The sequence below is a fragment of the Microbacterium sp. LWH7-1.2 genome, assembly GCF_038397755.1.
Taxonomy (GTDB): domain Bacteria; phylum Actinomycetota; class Actinomycetes; order Actinomycetales; family Microbacteriaceae; genus Microbacterium.
The window spans coordinates 321,073-337,587 of sequence record NZ_CP151637.1; the positions used below are offsets into that span (position 1 = coordinate 321,073).

Here is a 16,515-nt window from a genome sequence, read left to right on the forward strand (position 1 = left end):
GGGGAGGAACCGCTGACCCGTTACCGGCCCGCCGCTTACACGGGCCGGTGGTCGTCCGGCGTGCCGCTCTCGCCCTCGTCGCCGGAAGCGTCGGATTCGGAAGGAGAATCGGATGCTTCGCCCGCGGCCGATCCGCCGGGCTCGTCTCCGGCGAGCAGGCGCGCCAGGGCGTCGTCCATCTCGTCGCGCAGCGGCTCGTCGCCGCGGGCGCGTGCCTCGAGGCGGGCGACGAGCCCCGCGGGATCGTCGATGTCGGACGCGCTCGGCATGAGGTCGGGGTAGTCCCACAGCGCGTCGCGCGCCGCGGGGCCCACCGCAGCCGTCACGGCCCGCCACATGGCGGCGGCCTCGCGCATACGGCGCGGGCGGATCTCGAGGCCGACGAGCGAGCCGAGTGCGCGCTCGGCCGGACCGCCGACGGCGCGCCGTCGACGCACGGCCTCCGAGATGCGCTGCGCCGAGGGGAGCCGCGACGTGGCGTCCTCCGTGACGACCTCGACCCAGCCTTCGACGGTGGCGAGGAGATTCTCCAGCCGTGAGAGGGCGGCGTCCTGCGCCTCGGAGCGCGCGGGCAGCAGCGCACCGCTCTCGATCGCGCGGCGGAGCTCCTCGGGCTCGGACGGGTCGAAGCGGGTGGCGAGATCCTCGAGGGCGTCGGTGTCGACGTGCACGCCGCGCGCGAAGTCGGTGACCTGCGAGATGACATGCAGGCGCAGCCAGCGTGCGTGCCGGAACAGGCGGGCGTGCGCGAGCTCCCGGGTGGCGACGTAGAGGGCGAGCTGGTCTTCGGGCACTTCGAGATCGCGGCCGAAGTCCGCGAAGTTCTGAGGGAGGATCGCCGCCTGACCGTCGGGCATCAGCGGGATGCCGACGTCGCCGCCGCTCACGACCTCCTTCGACAGGTTGCCGACGACCTGGCCGAGCTGCGAGGCGAAGAGAGAGCCGCCGACCGTGCGCATGAGGCGTCCGGCGCCCCGCACCAGGCCCTGCATGTCTTCGGGCGCCTGCTCGCTCAGCGCGGTGGTGAGGGCGTCGGCGATGCTCGTCGCGACCGGAGCCGCCAGCTCCTGCCACACCGGCAGCGTCGCCTCGACCCACGCGCCGCGCGTGAGCGTCGCCGGGGGAGCCGGCAGCTCCGCGATGGTGGTCGCCTCGCTCAGCCACAGCGTCGCCAGGGCGAACGCCTGGTCGAGATCCGTGCGCTGACCCGCGGTCACGCCGAGGCCTTCCTGGTTGGCGATGTGCAGCGCCTGGCGCTTGGCCATGTCCCACGAGATGCCGGTCTCGTCGGCCCCTTCGAACGCGCCCTGCAGCTGGCGCATGACCGCCTGCATCATCGCGGGGTCGATGTTCATTCCCGACAGCCGCGACAGCTGCTCGGGGTCGAAATCTCCTGCCGCACCGCCGAACAACTGGCGGATCAGCTCCTGGAAGTCGTCCTCGGGGCTCGGGTCGCTCCCGCCAGTGAAGTCGTCTGCCACTTCAGCCGCCTTTCAGCCGGTCGATGAGGTTGCGTTCTACGCTAGTCGCAGCATCCGTCGCACTCCCCGGCAGGGACCCCTTACGCCTTACGCCGGTCGCGAACGACCAGGCGCATCAACCCCAAGGCACGGAAATGAGGTCCCGCGTGGCCCTGTTCGACGAGAACACGACGATCGAGCCCGCCCCGCGGCCGCGGATGTCCCGCCGCACGCTGGTGGGCGTGTGGGCGCTCGCCGTCGCCATGGTGGTGCTCCTCGCCATCACGTTCCTGCCGACGTCGTACGTCATCCAGCGCCCCGGACCCGTGTACAACACGCTCGGCACGGCCCAGAACGCCGATGGCGAGGAGGTGCCGCTGATCTCGGTCGAGGGCGCCGACACGTACCCGACCGAGGGATCGCTCGACCTCCTCACGGTGCAGGTGCAGGGGAACCGCGAGCACACCCCGTCGTGGTTCGAGCTCGCGACGGCGTGGTTCGACCCGAGCCGCGCCGTCATGCCGATCGACGCGATCTTCCCCCAGGACCAGACCACCAAGGAGCGCAACGAGGAGAGCGCCCAGATGATGGTGAACTCGCAGCACGAGGCGACGGCGGCCGCGCTGACCGAGCTCGGCTACGACGTCGGCGCGACCCTGTCCGTCTACTCCGTCATCGACGGCGCCGCCGCCGAGGGGATCCTCGAGCAGGGCGATCTGATCCTCACTGCGAACGGCGAGGACCTCACGGATGTCTCGACCCTGCGCTCCGTCATCAACGAGGGCGAAGACGCCCCGGTCGAGCTGCTCATCGAGCGCGACGGCGAGCAGCAGACGGTCGAGGTGACTCCCAAGGAGACGACCGACGACGACGGGGAGACGAGCTGGATCCTCGGCGTCAACCTCACGACGGACTACGACTTCCCGATCGACGTCACCATTCAGCTCAACAACGTCGGCGGTCCGAGCGCGGGCATGATGTTCGCGCTCGGGATCATCGACACACTGACTCCGGGTGAGCTCAACGGCGGCGAGCAGATCGCCGGCACGGGCACGATCACCGCGGACGGCGAGGTCGGGCCGATCGGCGGCATCCGGCAGAAGATGTGGGGCGCGGTGGATGCCGGCGCCCAGTGGTTCCTCGCACCCGAGGCGAACTGCGACGAGGTCGTGGGTCACATCCCCGGCGATCTGCGCGTGTTCTCGGTGGAGGACCTCGACGACGCGCTGGCCGTGCTCGACGCGGTGAGCGAGGGCGGCGATCTCGACGCGCTCCCGACCTGCACCGCGAAGTGATGGGGATCGTGCCCGAAACGTTGCGAGTTTCTTAGAGTTCGCCCAGGGAGGACAAGGCGGGCGCCGAGAATCGCGCGCCTAGGATGGGAACGTGACCACGACCTCCGCGCCGACTCCGGCCACACCCTCTCGCACCCGACGCGTCATCGCCATCACCCTCGCGGTCATCGCCGCGCTGGTCGTGGCGTTCTTCATCTTCGCCAGCCTCTACGCGGACTGGCTCTGGTACGACCAGCTCGGTTTCTCCGAGGTGCTGCTGACGCAGTGGGTCGCGCGCGTCGTGATGTTCGTGATCGGCTTCCTGGGCATGGCCGTGCCGGTATGGCTGTCCATCCAGCTCGCCTATCGGCTGCGCCCCGTGTACGCCCGGCTGAGCTCCCAGCTCGACCGGTACCAGGAGGTCGTCGAGCCGCTGCGGCGACTGGCGATGTGGGGCATCCCGATCTTCTTCGGCTTCTTCGCCGGCTTCGCCACCTCTGCGCAGTGGGAGACCACGTGGCTGTGGTTCAACGGCGTCGCCACGGACACGACCGATCCCGAGTTCGGCCTCGACACCGGCTTCTACATGTTCGCGATGCCGTTCTGGAGCTCGCTCGTCGGCTTCGCGTCGGCGGTACTGCTGATCTGCCTTCTCGTCACGGCGCTGGTGTCGTACCTGTACGGGTCGGTGCGCATCGGCCAGCGCGAGCTGCGCATCTCGAAGTCGGCGCGCATCCAGCTCGCGGTGATCGCGGGTCTCTACCTGCTCGTGCAGGGCGCGAGCCTGTGGCTCGACCGCTTCAAGACGCTCGTCGAATCGGGCGCCGACGGTCGTATCACCGGACCCGGATACACCGGGGTGAACGCGATCATCCCGGGGCAGACGATCCTCGCGTTCGCAGCGGTCATCGTCGCGATCCTGTTCTTCGTCACCGCGATCATCGGCCGGTGGCGCTACCCGCTCATCGCGACCGCGCTGCTCGTGGTCTCGGCGATCGTGGTCGGTGTCGGCTACCCGTGGGTGGTCAACACGTTCCAGGTGCAGCCCAACCGCTTCACGCTGGAAGAGGACTACTACCAGCGCAACGTCGACATGACGCACGAGGCCTACGGTGTGGACGGCCTCGAGCAGGAGGACTTCACGGCAGTGACGGATGCCGCCGCCGGCCAGCTGCGCGATGACGCCGCCACGACCGCGCAGGTGCGCATCATGGACCCGGCGATCATCTCGCCGAACGTGCGGCAGCTCGAGCAGTATCGCGGCTACTACCAGTTCGCCGACCCGCTCGACGTCGACCGCTACGACATCGACGGCGTCTCGCAGGACGCCATCGTCTCGGTGCGCGAGCTCGACCTCACGGAGCTCGGCACAGCGGCGGACTGGCAGAACTCCGCGGTCGTCTATACCCACGGCTACGGCCTCGTCGCAGCCAAGGGCAACGACCGCACCACCGAGGGCGACCCGGTGTTCCTGGAGCGCGGCATCCCTGCGCAGGGATTCCTCTCCGACCAGGAAGACTTCCAGCCGCGGGTCTATTTCGGCGAGTACTCGCCCCCCTACTCGATCGTCGGCGCTCCGGATGGCGCTGACCCGGTCGAGCTCGACTACCCCTCGGGCGAGGACGGCGCCGGCGAGACGAAGACGACCTTCGACGGCGAGGGCGGGCCGAGCCTCGGCAGCGTGTTCAACCGCCTCATCTACGCCCTGAAGTTCCAGGCCGAGCAGATCCTCTTCTCGGACTACGTCAACGAGGACTCGCAGATCCTGTACGACCGCAACCCCCGCGAGCGCGTCCAGAAGGCGGCCCCCTACCTCACGCTCGACAACGACGCGTACCCCAGCGTCGTCGACGGGCGGATCGTGTGGATCATCGACGGCTACACCCTCAGCGCCAACTACCCGTACTCCTCGACCGTGAGCCTCACCTCGGCCATCTCGGACTCGTCGAACCCCGCACCCCGCTTCGCACTCGACGACATCAACTACATCCGGAACTCGGTCAAGGCGACGGTCGACGCGTACGACGGGAAGGTGACGCTGTACGCATGGGACGAGGAGGACCCGGTTCTGCAGTCGTGGCAGAAGGTCTACCCATCGACGATCAAGCCGATCAGCGACATGTCGGCGGAGCTCATGAGCCACGTGCGCTACCCGACCGACCTGTTCAAGGTTCAGCGCACGATCCTCGGTGTCTACCACGTCGACGACGCCCGCTCGTTCTACCAGAGCGACAACCGCTGGCAGACCCCGAACGACCCGCAGGAGGACACGCAGCTGCAGCCGCCGTACTACCTGACGATGCAGATGCCCGGGCAGGACAACCCGACGTACTCGATGTTCACGTCGTTCATCCCGTCGTCGACGACAGGCAACGCCCGCAACGTCCTGATGGGCTACCTCGCGGTGGACTCGAACGCCGGAGGCGAGGACGGCCGGAAGAGCGAGGACTACGGCAAGCTCCGGATGCTGGTGATCGACGCCGATACGACGGTGCCCGGCCCCGGGCAGGTGCAGAACACCTTCGACTCGGATCCACAGATCTCTGCGCAGATCAACCTGCTGAAGCAGGGGCAGTCCGAGGTGCAGAACGGAAACCTGCTGACGCTTCCCGTCGGTGGCGGTCTGCTGTATGTCCAGCCGGTCTTCGTTCAGTCCTCCGGTGCGACGAAGCTGCCGAAGCTGCAGAAGGTCCTGGTCTCGTTCGGCGACGACATCGCGTTCGAAGACACGCTGAACGAGGCGCTGGACACCCTCTTCGGCGGCGACTCTGGTGCCGACGCGGGTGACACGGACGTCGAGGTCACGCCGGGCGCCACGCCGGCACCCACTCCGGAGCCGACCCCGACCGAGCCGACCACCCCGGCCGAGCCGACCGACGAGTACCAGGCCGCCCTGCAGGAGGCGCAGCAGGCGATGCTCGACCGGCAGGCTGCGCTCGAGGCGGGCGACTGGGCGGCATACGGCGCGGCCGACGAGCGTCTCACCGCGGCGGTCGAGAAGCTCATCGAGCTCGGCGGCCAGTAAACAGGCATGCACGAAGGCCGGTCCCTTTCGGGGCCGGCCTTCGGTGTTTCCCGGCTCAGCCCGTGAGGATGGCGTACCAGATGAGCAGCAGCGTCACCCCGAAGCCCGAGAACTGGTTGAGCCACAGGAAGCGGCGCCAGCCGGTCGTCGCGGCGGCAGCATCGGTGTCGGCGATCGAGCGATATGGCCACACGGTCACGAGGTACGGCACGACGAGCACCGCGGCGAGCGGGCCAGGCCACGCGGTTGCGAGCATCGCGATGCCGGCCGCTGCGTAGCAGGCGAGTGAGAACCGTACGGTCCACCGTGCGCCGCGCGCCGTCGCGATCGACGCGATACCCGCCTCGCGGTCGGCCACGACGTCCTGCACCGCCCCGAACGCGTGCGAGGCCACGCCCCACAGCGCGAACGCGCCGATGACCGCCACGAGCGGCGGCGTCCACGTCGCGCCGGCGAGCACGAGTCCGAACACGGCGGGGGAGAAGAAGTGGATGCTGCTGGTCACGGAGTCCAGGAACGGCCGCTCTTTCAGCCGCAGCGGCGGGGCGCTGTAGAAGACGACGAAGAACAGGCTCGCGGCGAGCACGAGCCACGAGGCGGGAGACCCGACCACAGCGAGGTAGGCGACGAACGGCAGGCACAGCAGCGCGGAGGCCCATAGGGTCACCCGGTGCATCCGCCGATCGAGAACCGCCCCGTGCGCGCCGCCCTTGCGCGGGTTGCGCAGATCGGACTCGTAGTCGAAGACATCGTTGATGCCGTACATGGCGAGGTTGTAGGGCACGAGGAAGAACACCGTTCCCATCACGAGGGTCAGGTCCACCTGGCGCGTGGTCAGGATGTACGCTGCCGCGAACGGGTACGCGGTGTTGATCCAGCTCACGGGCCGCGAGGCGATCAGCAGCTGGCGAGCGACGGCGCCGGCGCGCAGGGGTGGGGCGGATGTCACGAGCGCGCCTTCCCGGGAAGGGGCCGCGTGGGCTCCAGCAGCGTGAACACGGACGGCACCAGGAATGCCGCGCACACGGGGTAGGCGAAGTCCTCGATGGGCGCGAGCCCGATCCGCATCCCCGAGATCAGCGTGTCGGGATACGTGAACAGCCCCGCAGCGATCATCACGTTGTCGAACACGGCCGTCAGGGCGACCAGGATGCCTCCGGCGATGACGGATGCCGTCATCCTGCGCCCGAAGCCGGGCCGTCGCACCGTCAGCAGCACGACGACCACCGTGATCACGACGAACGGCCCGACGATGAGGGCGTACGTCATCGGGCCGCCTCCGACGGCGAGGGCGCGGCATCCGTCTTCCGCCGTTCCCTCAGGCGCAGAGCCCCGCACCACGCGACGAGCGCGAGGTAGCTCAGGAACGCCAGGAACATGGGCTCCTCGAGGGGGAGGTGCGGGGCGAGGTCCACGCCGAGCAGCAGGGCGCTGTCGCCTTTGACGAAGACGCCCGCGGCGATGCCGACGGCGTCCCACGCGAGGAAGAATGCGGTGCCGATGCCGACCGCGAGGGCCGTGCGTCGGGGCGCGCGCCACGCGGCGAGACGCCAGCGCCGGTCGAGCAGCAGAACGCCCGCGGCGGAGACGAGGATCGCGGCGAGGTAGATCCCCGGCATTGTCACACCCTCGCCGGTTCGGTGAGGGGACCGGGGGAGCGATCTCCTCGCAGACGTTTGACGACGAGCTCGGCCGAGATGAGGCACATCGGCAGGCCGATACCGGGCAGAGTGGAGGCGCCGACGTACGACAGCCCCTCGACCCTGCGCGACGTGTTGCGCGGACGGAAGACCGCGCTCTGCCCGAGCGTGTGCGCGAGGCCGAGCGCGTTGCCGCGCCACGCGCCGAGATCGTCGGCGAAGTCGCCGGGGCCGACCGTGCGCCGCACCACGACGCGCTCCGCCAGATCCGGGATGCCGCACCACTGCTCGATCTGGGCGATCACCCGGTCTGCTGCGATCTCGATCGCCGGGTCGCCGTCGCCGTCGATGCCCCCGTGCCCCAGCTGGGGATCTGCGGGCACGGGGACGAGTACGAAGAGATTCTCGTGCTCCGGCGGCGCCACGCCGGGGTCGGTGGCGCTGGGACGGCAGATGTAGAGCGACGCGGGGTCGGGGATGCGCGAACGGGGGCCGAAGATGTCGGAGAAGTTCGCACGCCACTCCCGGGCGAACAGCAGCGTGTGGTGGGCCAGCTGCGGCAGCCTGCCCTCGACGCCGAGCATCACCAGCAGCGCGCCGGGGCTGGGCGTGCGCGAGCGCCACCACTCCTCGGGGTACGTCTGCTCGGCGCGCGGAAGCAGCCGGGTCTCGGTGTGGTGCAGGTCGGCGCCCGACACCACGAGGTCGGCGGGAACGCGGTGGCCGCCTGCGAGCTCGACGCCGGTCGCGGCACCGGAGGCGGTCGTGATCGCAGTGACCCGCGCGCCCGTCTCGATGGCGACTCCGGATGCCTCGGCCAGGCGCGTGATCGCCGCAACGAGCTCGCGGAACCCACCGCGCGGGTACAGCACCCGATCGCCCAGATCGAGGTGGCTCATGAGGTGGTACAGGCTCGGCACGCCGTACGGCGATCCCCCCAGGAACACCGCGGGGTACTCGAGGATCTGCCGGAGCCTCGGGTCGGTGAACCGCCGCTCGACGTGTCGGGCGAGGCTGCGCGTCAGCAGGGGCGCGAGGCGCGGCATCCGTTTCAGGAGGGCAGGATCCCTGAGGCCTGCCGTCGTCTCGTACGTGTCGTAGAGGAACCGCGAGACCGCGAGGTCGTAGGCGTCGGCGGCCGAATCGAGGTAGGCGTCGAGACGTGCGCCCGCCCCCGGCTCGACGCTCTCGAACAGCGCGGCGGCCTCGGCGCGTCCCGAGCGCACGTCGAGGGGCGCGAGGCCGGTCGAGGGATCGGAGTACACGCGGTAAGCCGGGTCGAGCGGCACGAGGTCGAGCTCGCGCTCGGCGGTCGTTCCGAGCAGCCGGAAGAAGTGCTCGAACACCTCGGGCATGAGGTACCAGCTGGGACCCGTGTCGAAGCGGAAGCCGTCGCGCTCCCACGACCCGGCACGCCCGCCGAGTTCGTGGCGCGCCTCGAACAGGGTCGTGTCCCAGCCCTCGGTCGCCAGCAGCGCCGCCGCGGCGAGCCCGCCGACACCGCCGCCGATGACGACCGCGCGCCCTGCTCCGTCGACGAGGGTCATGCGCGCACCTCCCGAGGGGCGAAGCCGAGCAGCGCGCGCGCCGCCAGACGCGCCTTCACCGCGTCGGGCACACGCACCCGCTCCTGGCGCCCGTCGCAGGCGCGCAGACGCACAGCCAGCTCTGCGAAGAGGTCGTGCGCGGCGGTCACCGCGCGCCGGCAGTCGGCGGGAAGCGCTGGGATGGCGCTCGCCGCGATGGCGAGATCGCTGTCGATGCGATCGAGCACCGCAGCGCGCTCGCCGTCTGCCGTCGACAGGCCGAGGTAGTCGCGTCCGAGCACGGCTTCATCGTGGCGGAGGTCGCGCAGGAAGTTCACGTCCTGGAACGCGGCGCCGAGGCGCCGAGCGCCCTCGACGAGCTGAGGCGAGGGGGTGACCGGATGCGGCGCCCCCGCGTTCACGAACACCTCCAGGCACATCAGGCCGACCACCTCGGCGGACCCGTAGACGTACGCGTCGTGCGAGGCGGCGTCATGGCGGAGCGTGTCGAGGTCGGTGCGCATCGACGCGAAGAACGGGCGCACGAGATCCTCTCCGATGCCGCACTCACGCGCCGTTCCCGCGAACGCGTGCACCACGAGGTTGGAGCTGAATCCGCGGTCGATCGCCGACAGGGTCTCGCTCTCGAGCGCGTCGAGGATCTCGCCCGCGACCTCCGCCGACAGTCCGGCTTCCTCGGCGGGACCGTCGACGATCTCGTCCGCGATGCGCACGAGGGCGTACACGTGGCGCACGTGCGGCCGCGGGCGCGGACCGAGCAGCCGGCACGCAAGCCCGAACGAGGTCGAGTAGCGCGCGATCACGGTGGCGGCGGCATCCGCCGCAGCCTGGTCGTAGAGGGCGAGGCCTGTGGGGGACGCAGCGCGCACGATGCTCATGGGATCCGTCCTTCGATGCGGTCGGCGAGGGTGCGCAGAAGGGCTCCGGCACGGTCGGGGAGCGCGGGGTCGTGCGAGCCATCCCGTACCGCCGCCAGCGTCTCTTCGACCAGGCGCACCAGGCGCTCCCTGGCGCCGGTCTGCTCCAGGACGAGCTGCGCCTCGCGCACCGCGACCGGACCGGTGCGCGCGAGTGCGAGCGCCTCGTCGACCCGCGGCGTGGCGTCTGACTCGCGGGCGAGTGCGACCAGCGGCGTGCGCTTGTTCTCGCGGAGATCGGGACCGGTGTCCCGGCCGGTCTGCGCCGAGGTCCCGAATGCCCCGATGAGGTCGTCGACGAGCTGGAAGGCGAGTCCGAGGCGGCCACCGGCCTCGCCGAGCACGCGCAGGGCGTCGCCGTCGGCGCCCCCGAGCAGCGCGCCCGCCTGCAGCGGCGCGCGGAACGTGTATACGGCGGTCTTGTTGAACGCCGTGTCGAGCGTGGAGATGCGGGACGGATGCCGCGCCGCGACGCTGTTCTCCACGTCGGCGAGTTCGCCGGCCGCGGAGATGAGGACGGCGTCGTCGAGGAGGGTCAGGAGGCGATCCCGGGTGGCGTCATCGGTGTGCGCCATGGCGACCAGCCGGAAGGCCTCGTGGAGCAGGATGTCGCCGGCCAGGATCGCCGCGGCGTCTCCCACCAGCGCGGCACCGTCGGTGTTGGCGCCGTCGTCCTGCGCGCGCCGGCGGAACTCGCCGCCGACGTTGGGCACCCCGCGCCGCATCGTGTCGTGGTCGATGACGTCGTCGTGCACGACGAACGCCGTGTGCAGCAGCTCGAAGGCGGCCGCCACCGAGAGGACGGCCGACGCGTTGGCGTCGTCGGTGCGGAACGCCTCGAAGGACGCGGTGACCAGCGCCGGACGCAGGCGCTTGCCGCCCTGCGCCGCGCGGGTGATCGCGTCCCCCAGCGCACCGAAGCCGGATCCCAGCTCGGAGGTGCGCTCGCGGATGCGCGCGAGCGCACCGTCGATCGCGATCCGGAGGTCGGGATCGGCGGCCGCCGGGATCATGACGCGCGTCTCTCGCGCGAGCGCGTCTCGAACAGGTGCAGCTGCTGCGCCTGGAGCACGAGCCAGGGGCTGAACGCCCACGGTGTCGCCTCCAGCGAGACGGCGAGCGCCTCGGGTTCGACCCACCGCGCGTCGATGGCCTCGAGAGGGTTGAGCACGGGCTCGTCGTCGGCATACGCGGTGTAGACGGGGCACACCTCGTGCTCGACGATGCCGTTGGCGTCGGTGGCGCGGTACCGGAACAGCGGGAGGGCGACGCGGAGGTCGCTCAGCGTGAGCCCGAGTTCGAAGTCCGCGTGGCGACGGACGGCCGAGAGCACCGGCTCCGCGGGGCGGGGGTGCCCGCAGAACGAGTTGGTCCACACGCCAGGCCATGTGCGCTTCGAGAGGGCACGGCGGGTGATGAGCACCTGACCCTCGGCGTTGAGCACATGGCACGAGAAGGCGAGGTGCAGGGCGGTGTCGGGGCCGTGCACGCTGGATTTGGGCGCGGTGCCGATGGCGCGGCCGTCATCGTCGAGCAGGACCACGTGGTCGGTGTCGGGCATCCGATCATTCCTCTCAGATTGCTAGCTAAACTAGCAATGCCTCTTGTGCGATGCTACAACGGGTCGGAGGGAACGTCCACGATGTCCGAACGTTGGCTGCCACAGACGGATCATGAACACGCGGTGATGCGCGTGCTCACATCCATCCGTGCCCTCAGCGACGCCATGGAGCGCATGCACAGCGGCATGAAGGGCGACATGGACATGAACGCCTCGGATCTCGCGGCGCTCCGAATGCTCATCATCCGGGAGCGGCAGGGACGCTCAGTCAGCCCGCGCGACATCGCCCACCACCTGCGCATCTCGACCGCGTCGACGACGAAGCTGCTCGACCGGCTCGTCGAGACGGGGCATGTCGAACGCCGACCGCATCCGAGCGATGGGCGGGGTCGCGTGGTGGTGCTCACCGAGGACGCGAGGCACGCGTTCTTCCGCGCGTTCGGCGAGAAGCTGCGCGCGATGCGCGCGGTGGCGATGGAGTACGACGAGTCGGAGCTATCGGTGATCGCGCGCTTCCTCGACGACCTCAGCGGTGCGATGGACCCGGAGGGCTGAAGGCTCGAGCGCCGGCGGAAACACAGAAGAGGGCGACCCTTTCGGGACGCCCTCTTCTGTGTTTTCTGTTGCGGGGACAGGATTTGAACCTGCGACCTCTGGGTTATGAGCCCAGCGAGCTACCGAGCTGCTCCACCCCGCGGCACAAGGAATAGCCTAGCACGGGGTTCGGGGTGGTCGTGACACAGGGGCGGTCGGCTTGCCCCGATCGCGGGCGTCGGGCAAGGATGAACCATGTCCACCGAGCGTGACACCGATCCGCGAGACGACCGAGTCGACGGTCGTGACGAATCCCCGGAAGAACGCGCCGACCGCAACTGGAGCGAGGTGCTGCAGGAGGTCCGGGTCCTGCAGACCGGCACGCAGATCCTCACCGGCTTCCTGCTCGCCCTCGCCTTCCAGCCCGCCTTCGCCGACCTGACCGGCTCCCAGCAGGCCTTCTATCTCGGGCTCGTGGTCCTTTCGGCGCTCAGCTCGATCGTGGCCCTTGCGCCGGTGGCACTGCACCGCGCCCTGTTCCAGCAGCGGGCGAAGGCCGAAGTCGTGCGCTTCGGGCACTTCGCCCTCGTCGCCGCGCTCGGGACCGTCGCGGTCCTCGTCGTGGGCGTCGTGGCGTTCGTGTTCGATGTCGTGCTCGGCGGGTCGGCGTTCTGGTGGGCCCTCATCCCGCTCGGCCTGTTTCTCTTCGCGCTGTGGCTGGTCGTACCCGCGATCCTCCGCGCGCGCCGCCGGACGAACGGAGGACGGCGATGACCGACACCGTGCCCATCGGGGTGGCGCAGTTCGCGCCGACGGCCGACACCGCGGTGAACCTCGAGACCATCGCACAGCTCGTCGCCACGGCATCGGACCGCGGAGCGCGCGTGGTGGTGTTCCCCGAGTACTCGAGCTACTTCGTCGACCCGTTCGACGAGTCGCTCGCCGAGAACGCGCAGGAGCTGGACGGGCCGTTCATCCAGGCGCTGACGCGGCTCGCGGCGCAACGGGACGTCACCATCGTCGCCGGGCTGCTGGAGCGCGCGAGCGACGGCGAGCGCGTGCGCAACACCGCGGTGGCGGTCGATGGCACCGGCCTGATCGCGCACTACCGCAAGCTGCACCTGTACGACGCCTTCGGGCAACGGGAGTCGGACTGGGTCGAGCCGGGCGATGCGGCTGAGCCGCAGACGTTCGAGCTCGGTGGGCTGAGGTTCGGTCTGATGACCTGCTACGACCTGCGGTTCCCGGAGGTCGGGCGCCTGCTCGTCGACGCCGGCGCCGATGTCTTCGTCGTGCCGGCGGAATGGGTGCGCGGCCCGCTCAAAGAGCACCACTGGCGCACGCTGCTGCATGCCCGTGCGATCGAGAACACCGTGTTCGTGGTCGCGGCCGACCACCCTCCGCCCCTCGGTGTGGGCAACTCGCTCGTCGTCGACCCGCAGGGCGTCGAGCTCGCCGCCGTCGGAACGTCGACGGACGTCGCGGTCGCCCACCTCGACGTCGGGGCGATCGAGCGTGTGCGCCGCGTCAATCCGGCGCTGAGGCTCAGGCGCTTCGGCGTGGGCCCGCGCTGACCCGCGCACTCATCCGAGGCGGGCGAGGCGGGATGCCGCGTCCTCGAGCACCTCGACGCGTTTGCAGGCCGCGAACCGCACGAGTGTGCCGTACTCGCCGCGCCGGTCCGGCGTCGCGAAGGCCGTGAGGGGGATGGCGACGACACCGGCGCGCTCGGGGAGGGCACGACAGAACGCCGCAGCATCCGTCGCTCCCAGCGGCGCCGCGTCGACGACGGTGAAGTACGAGCCGGCGGGCGTCGACACGTCGAAGCCGGCCGCGCGCAGGCCCGTGCCGAGCAGATCCCGCTTCGCGCGGAGCGCGCCCGCTATGCCGCGGAAGAAATCGTCGCCCAGGCGCAGACCGGTCGCCATCGCGGGCTGGAACGGGCTGCCGTTGACGTAGGTGAGGAACTGCTTGACCGCGAGCACCGCGTCGATCAGCGACGCGGGGCCCGAGATCCAGCCGATCTTCCAGCCGGTCGTCGAGAAGGTCTTGCCGCCCGACGAGATCGTGAGCGTGCGGTCCCAGGCGCCGGGACGCGTGGCGATCGGCACGTGCGGCTCGTCGAACACGAGGTGCTCGTACACCTCGTCGGTCACGATCACCGCGTCGTGGCGCTCGGCGAGCCGCACGATCTCGTCCCGCACCTCGGCGCCGAAGACGGCACCTGTCGGGTTGTGCGGGTCGTTCACGAGGATGACGCGAGTGCGGTCGCTCACTGCGGCGCGAAGCTCTTCCAGGTCGGGCTGGAAATGCGGCCACCGCAGCGGCACCGTCACGAGCCGCGCGCCGGCGAGAGCGACGACCGCCGCATACGAGTCGTAGTGCGGCTCGAAGACGACCACCTCGTCGCCGGGCTCGTCGAGGAGCGCGAGGAGCGCCGCGGCGAGGGCTTCGGTCGCACCGGCGGTCACCAGCACCTCGCGCGAGGGATCCAGGTGAAGGCCGTAGAACCGTTCCTGGTGCGCGGCGACGGCGGCGAGCAGATCCGGGATGCCACGACCCGGCGGGTACTGGTTGACGCCGTTCGCGATCGCCGCGCGGGCCGCCTCCAGCACCTCGGCGGGGCCGTCCTCGTCGGGGAAGCCCTGTCCGAGATTGATCGCGCCCGTTCTCGCCGCGAGGGCCGACATCTCAGCGAAGATGGTGGGGTGGATCGACCCGTCGGAACCGACGAGTCCGGCGCCCGCGGCCGTGCGGTGCCATGCTCCGGGGATCTGTCGCATCGCTTCACCGTAGTACCGGGCGGGCTCATCCCCGTTGCATAGGCGAGTCCCATTCGCGACATAAGAAACGCACAGCATGGGTGGGCACAGTGGTGAGTGCTTGGCAGAAGGAGCAACCATGAGCGACATCCAGGGCGACCGCCCGGAAGACCAGACCCCCGCCGTCCCCTCGCAGTCGGCCGCGGAGGCCGCCGCGCAGACGCCCGCCCAGCCCGAGACCCCGGCCCCCGCCGCGGCCGCGCCGGAGGCCGTCCAGCCCGCCGCCATCCCCGCCCCGCCCGCTCAGCCCGCTGCCGCAGCGCCGCCGGTCCCTCCGGCTGCGCAGCCCGCGCCTCACGTGCAGACGACGGCGCCGACTCAGCCCCTGCCGCCCGCCGGCTACCCGGCAGCGGCGCACGCGTACGCCCGCCCGCAGGGATACGCCGGTCAGCCCGCGCCCAATCCCCACTCCTACGCGGGCCAGCCCGGACCCGGCGCCGCATTCGGCGTGAACCCGGCGGACGCCCAGCCGACGCTGCCGATCTCCGGTTCGACCGGCGCGGTTCCGACCGCCACGACCACCAAGGCGCCGAAGAAGTCCTCCGGCGCGGGCAAGGTCGTCGGCCTCGTCGTCGCCGCCGCCATCGTCGGCGGTGCGGCGGGGCTGGGTGGCGCCTACGCCGGCGTCACGTGGTTCGCCCCCGTCAGCACCTCGCCTGCCGCCGGGCCGTCGACGGTCACGGTCAACGACACCGACTCGGTCAACCAGACCACCGCGATCGCGGCCAAGGTCGTCCCGAGCGTCGTGACGATCGAGGCCACCGGCTCGTCGGGAGCCGGCACCGGTTCCGGCGTGGTGCTCACGAAGGACGGCTACGTCGTCACGAACACCCACGTCGTGACCCTCGACGGTGCGACCGGTGACGCGGCGATCCGCGTGACCACCTCGGACGGCCGCGTCTACGACGCCGAGGTCGTGGGCACCGATCCGACCTACGACCTCGCCGTGATCAAGCTGAAGGATGCCGAGGACCTCACACCGATCGAGATCGCCGACTCGAGCAAGCTCAACGTCGGCGACACGACGGTCGCGGTAGGCGCGCCGCTGGGCCTGGCGAACTCCGTCACCGAGGGCATCGTGAGCGCGCTCAACCGCTCGATCTCGATCGCGTCGTCGGCGGCGCCCGACTCGGGCGACAGCCAGGACGAGCAGGACGAGAACAGCCAGGAGGGTCCGTTCCGCTTCGACTTCGGTCAGGGCGAGCAGCAGTCGACCGCCACCGAGACCATCTCGATCTCGGTGATCCAGACCGACGCGGCCATCAACCCCGGCAACTCGGGCGGTGCGCTGGTCGACTCCGATGGCAAGCTGATCGGCATCAACGTCGCGATCGCGACGGCGGGCGGCTCGTCACCCGACGGCTCGGGCTCGATCGGCGTCGGCTTCTCGATCCCGTCCGACATCGTCGAGCGCATCACCGGCGAGATCATCGAGAACGGCGAGGCGACCCACGGTCTGCTCGGGGCGAACGTGAAGGCCGCGGCATCCGTCGAGGGCTCCACCATGACCGGCGCCTACATCGACGCGGTCACCGATGACGGTGCAGCCGCCGCCGCCGGTCTGCAGAAGGGCGACGTCGTCACCGCTTTCAACGGCGTGCCGGTCACGGACGCGACCGACCTCACGGCGCAGGTGCGCGCCGCGGCGGCCGGCAGCGAGGCAGAGGTGACGTACGTCCGCGACGGCAAGACCCAGACGGTGGAGGTCACGCTGGGTTCTCTCCAGCAGTAGTCC

General features: G+C 70.4%; 15 protein-coding genes and 1 tRNA gene. 6 read left to right on the forward strand and 10 right to left on the reverse strand.

The window, feature by feature from the left end; all coding sequences use genetic code 11:
- Positions 1-35: 35 nt before the first annotated feature.
- Complete coding sequence (locus tag MRBLWH7_RS01475; protein WP_341998483.1) at positions 36-1,481, reverse strand: zinc-dependent metalloprotease; 1,446 nt, start codon at positions 1,479-1,481, stop codon at positions 36-38.
- Positions 1,482-1,627: 146 nt separating this feature from the next.
- On the opposite strand from MRBLWH7_RS01475, the gene MRBLWH7_RS01480 reads away from it, so the two are divergent.
- Both MRBLWH7_RS01480 and MRBLWH7_RS01485 read left to right on the forward strand, forming a co-directional pair.
- Positions 1,628-2,755 carry a S16 family serine protease gene (locus MRBLWH7_RS01480; protein ID WP_341998485.1) on the forward strand — a complete coding sequence of 376 codons (1,128 nt, stop codon included), beginning with the start codon at positions 1,628-1,630 and terminating at the stop codon, positions 2,753-2,755.
- A 91-nt stretch (positions 2,756-2,846) separates the two neighbouring features.
- Positions 2,847-5,759: a UPF0182 family protein gene (locus tag MRBLWH7_RS01485; protein ID WP_341998487.1), complete on the forward strand. Its 2,913-nt coding sequence runs from the start codon at positions 2,847-2,849 to the stop codon at positions 5,757-5,759.
- Positions 5,760-5,814: 55 nt separating this feature from the next.
- On the opposite strand, the gene MRBLWH7_RS01490 is transcribed toward MRBLWH7_RS01485, so the two are convergent.
- From MRBLWH7_RS01490 to idi, 7 genes are read right to left on the reverse strand one after another with little or no spacing between them, the layout of a single operon-like run.
- Entirely contained in the window at positions 5,815-6,708 is an 894-nt protein-coding gene (locus tag MRBLWH7_RS01490; RefSeq protein ID WP_341998489.1) for a prenyltransferase, read from the reverse strand.
- On the reverse strand, positions 6,705-7,028 hold the full coding sequence (locus tag MRBLWH7_RS01495) for a lycopene cyclase domain-containing protein (RefSeq protein ID WP_341998490.1): 324 nt from the start codon (positions 7,026-7,028) through the stop codon (positions 6,705-6,707). Before MRBLWH7_RS01495 ends, MRBLWH7_RS01490 begins: the two co-directional genes overlap by 4 nt.
- Positions 7,025-7,378 carry a lycopene cyclase domain-containing protein gene (locus MRBLWH7_RS01500; RefSeq protein ID WP_341998491.1) on the reverse strand — a complete coding sequence of 118 codons (354 nt, stop codon included), beginning with the start codon at positions 7,376-7,378 and terminating at the stop codon, positions 7,025-7,027. The genes MRBLWH7_RS01495 and MRBLWH7_RS01500 overlap by 4 nt, the downstream gene beginning before the upstream one ends.
- Positions 7,379-7,380: 2 nt before the next feature.
- Complete coding sequence (gene crtI / locus MRBLWH7_RS01505) at positions 7,381-8,946, reverse strand: phytoene desaturase family protein (protein ID WP_341998494.1); 1,566 nt, start codon at positions 8,944-8,946, stop codon at positions 7,381-7,383.
- A complete protein-coding gene (locus MRBLWH7_RS01510; RefSeq protein ID WP_341998497.1) occupies positions 8,943-9,824 on the reverse strand; it encodes a squalene/phytoene synthase family protein in 882 nt (293 codons plus the stop codon). Before MRBLWH7_RS01510 ends, crtI begins: the two co-directional genes overlap by 4 nt.
- A complete protein-coding gene (locus MRBLWH7_RS01515; RefSeq protein WP_341998499.1) occupies positions 9,821-10,876 on the reverse strand; it encodes a polyprenyl synthetase family protein in 1,056 nt (351 codons plus the stop codon). The genes MRBLWH7_RS01510 and MRBLWH7_RS01515 overlap by 4 nt, the downstream gene beginning before the upstream one ends.
- Positions 10,873-11,424: an isopentenyl-diphosphate Delta-isomerase gene (idi, locus tag MRBLWH7_RS01520; RefSeq protein WP_341998501.1), complete on the reverse strand. Its 552-nt coding sequence runs from the start codon at positions 11,422-11,424 to the stop codon at positions 10,873-10,875. The genes MRBLWH7_RS01515 and idi overlap by 4 nt, the downstream gene beginning before the upstream one ends.
- Before the next feature lie 126 nt (positions 11,425-11,550).
- Here idi and MRBLWH7_RS01525 point away from each other — a divergent pair, with 126 nt between their 5' ends.
- The gene (locus MRBLWH7_RS01525; RefSeq protein WP_342001858.1) at positions 11,551-11,979 is read left to right on the forward strand and encodes a MarR family transcriptional regulator; all 429 of its coding nucleotides are present in this window, start codon (positions 11,551-11,553) and stop codon (positions 11,977-11,979) included.
- A 68-nt stretch (positions 11,980-12,047) separates the two neighbouring features.
- On the opposite strand, the gene MRBLWH7_RS01530 is transcribed toward MRBLWH7_RS01525, so the two are convergent.
- Positions 12,048-12,121 (reverse strand) — tRNA-Met (locus tag MRBLWH7_RS01530).
- A gap of 92 nt (positions 12,122-12,213) precedes the next feature.
- On the opposite strand from MRBLWH7_RS01530, the gene MRBLWH7_RS01535 reads away from it, so the two are divergent.
- Positions 12,214-12,732 (forward strand): DUF6328 family protein, encoded by a 519-nt coding sequence (locus MRBLWH7_RS01535; protein ID WP_341998503.1) that lies wholly within the window; start codon positions 12,214-12,216, stop codon positions 12,730-12,732.
- On the forward strand, positions 12,729-13,532 hold the full coding sequence (locus MRBLWH7_RS01540) for a carbon-nitrogen hydrolase family protein (protein ID WP_341998504.1): 804 nt from the start codon (positions 12,729-12,731) through the stop codon (positions 13,530-13,532). Before MRBLWH7_RS01535 ends, MRBLWH7_RS01540 begins: the two co-directional genes overlap by 4 nt.
- Positions 13,533-13,541: 9 nt before the next feature.
- Here the strand turns inward: MRBLWH7_RS01540 and MRBLWH7_RS01545 are convergent, their stop codons facing one another.
- Entirely contained in the window at positions 13,542-14,741 is a 1,200-nt protein-coding gene (locus tag MRBLWH7_RS01545; RefSeq protein WP_341998506.1) for an aminotransferase class I/II-fold pyridoxal phosphate-dependent enzyme, read from the reverse strand.
- Positions 14,742-14,859: 118 nt separating this feature from the next.
- On the opposite strand from MRBLWH7_RS01545, the gene MRBLWH7_RS01550 reads away from it, so the two are divergent.
- Positions 14,860-16,512, forward strand: coding sequence for a trypsin-like peptidase domain-containing protein (locus MRBLWH7_RS01550; protein ID WP_341998508.1), 1,653 nt, complete (start codon positions 14,860-14,862; stop codon positions 16,510-16,512).
- Positions 16,513-16,515 lie beyond the last annotated feature (3 nt).

Excerpts from the sequence above, each read along its gene's own strand:
- MRBLWH7_RS01495 (WP_341998490.1), bottom strand. The coding sequence starts at position 7,028 with ATGACGTACGCCCTCATCGTCGGGCCGTTCGTCGTGATCACGGTGGTC.
- MRBLWH7_RS01500 (WP_341998491.1), bottom strand. The coding sequence starts at position 7,378 with ATGCCGGGGATCTACCTCGCCGCGATCCTCGTCTCCGCCGCGGGCGTT.
- crtI (WP_341998494.1), bottom strand. The coding sequence starts at position 8,946 with ATGACCCTCGTCGACGGAGCAGGGCGCGCGGTCGTCATCGGCGGCGGT.
- MRBLWH7_RS01510 (WP_341998497.1), bottom strand. The coding sequence starts at position 9,824 with ATGAGCATCGTGCGCGCTGCGTCCCCCACAGGCCTCGCCCTCTACGAC.
- MRBLWH7_RS01515 (WP_341998499.1), bottom strand. The coding sequence starts at position 10,876 with ATGATCCCGGCGGCCGCCGATCCCGACCTCCGGATCGCGATCGACGGT.
- idi (WP_341998501.1), bottom strand. The coding sequence starts at position 11,424 with ATGCCCGACACCGACCACGTGGTCCTGCTCGACGATGACGGCCGCGCC.
- MRBLWH7_RS01525 (WP_342001858.1), top strand. The coding sequence starts at position 11,551 with ATGCGCGTGCTCACATCCATCCGTGCCCTCAGCGACGCCATGGAGCGC.
- MRBLWH7_RS01535 (WP_341998503.1), top strand. The coding sequence starts at position 12,214 with ATGTCCACCGAGCGTGACACCGATCCGCGAGACGACCGAGTCGACGGT.
- MRBLWH7_RS01540 (WP_341998504.1), top strand. The coding sequence starts at position 12,729 with ATGACCGACACCGTGCCCATCGGGGTGGCGCAGTTCGCGCCGACGGCC.
- MRBLWH7_RS01545 (WP_341998506.1), bottom strand. The coding sequence starts at position 14,741 with ATGCGACAGATCCCCGGAGCATGGCACCGCACGGCCGCGGGCGCCGGA.
- MRBLWH7_RS01550 (WP_341998508.1), top strand. The coding sequence starts at position 14,860 with ATGAGCGACATCCAGGGCGACCGCCCGGAAGACCAGACCCCCGCCGTC.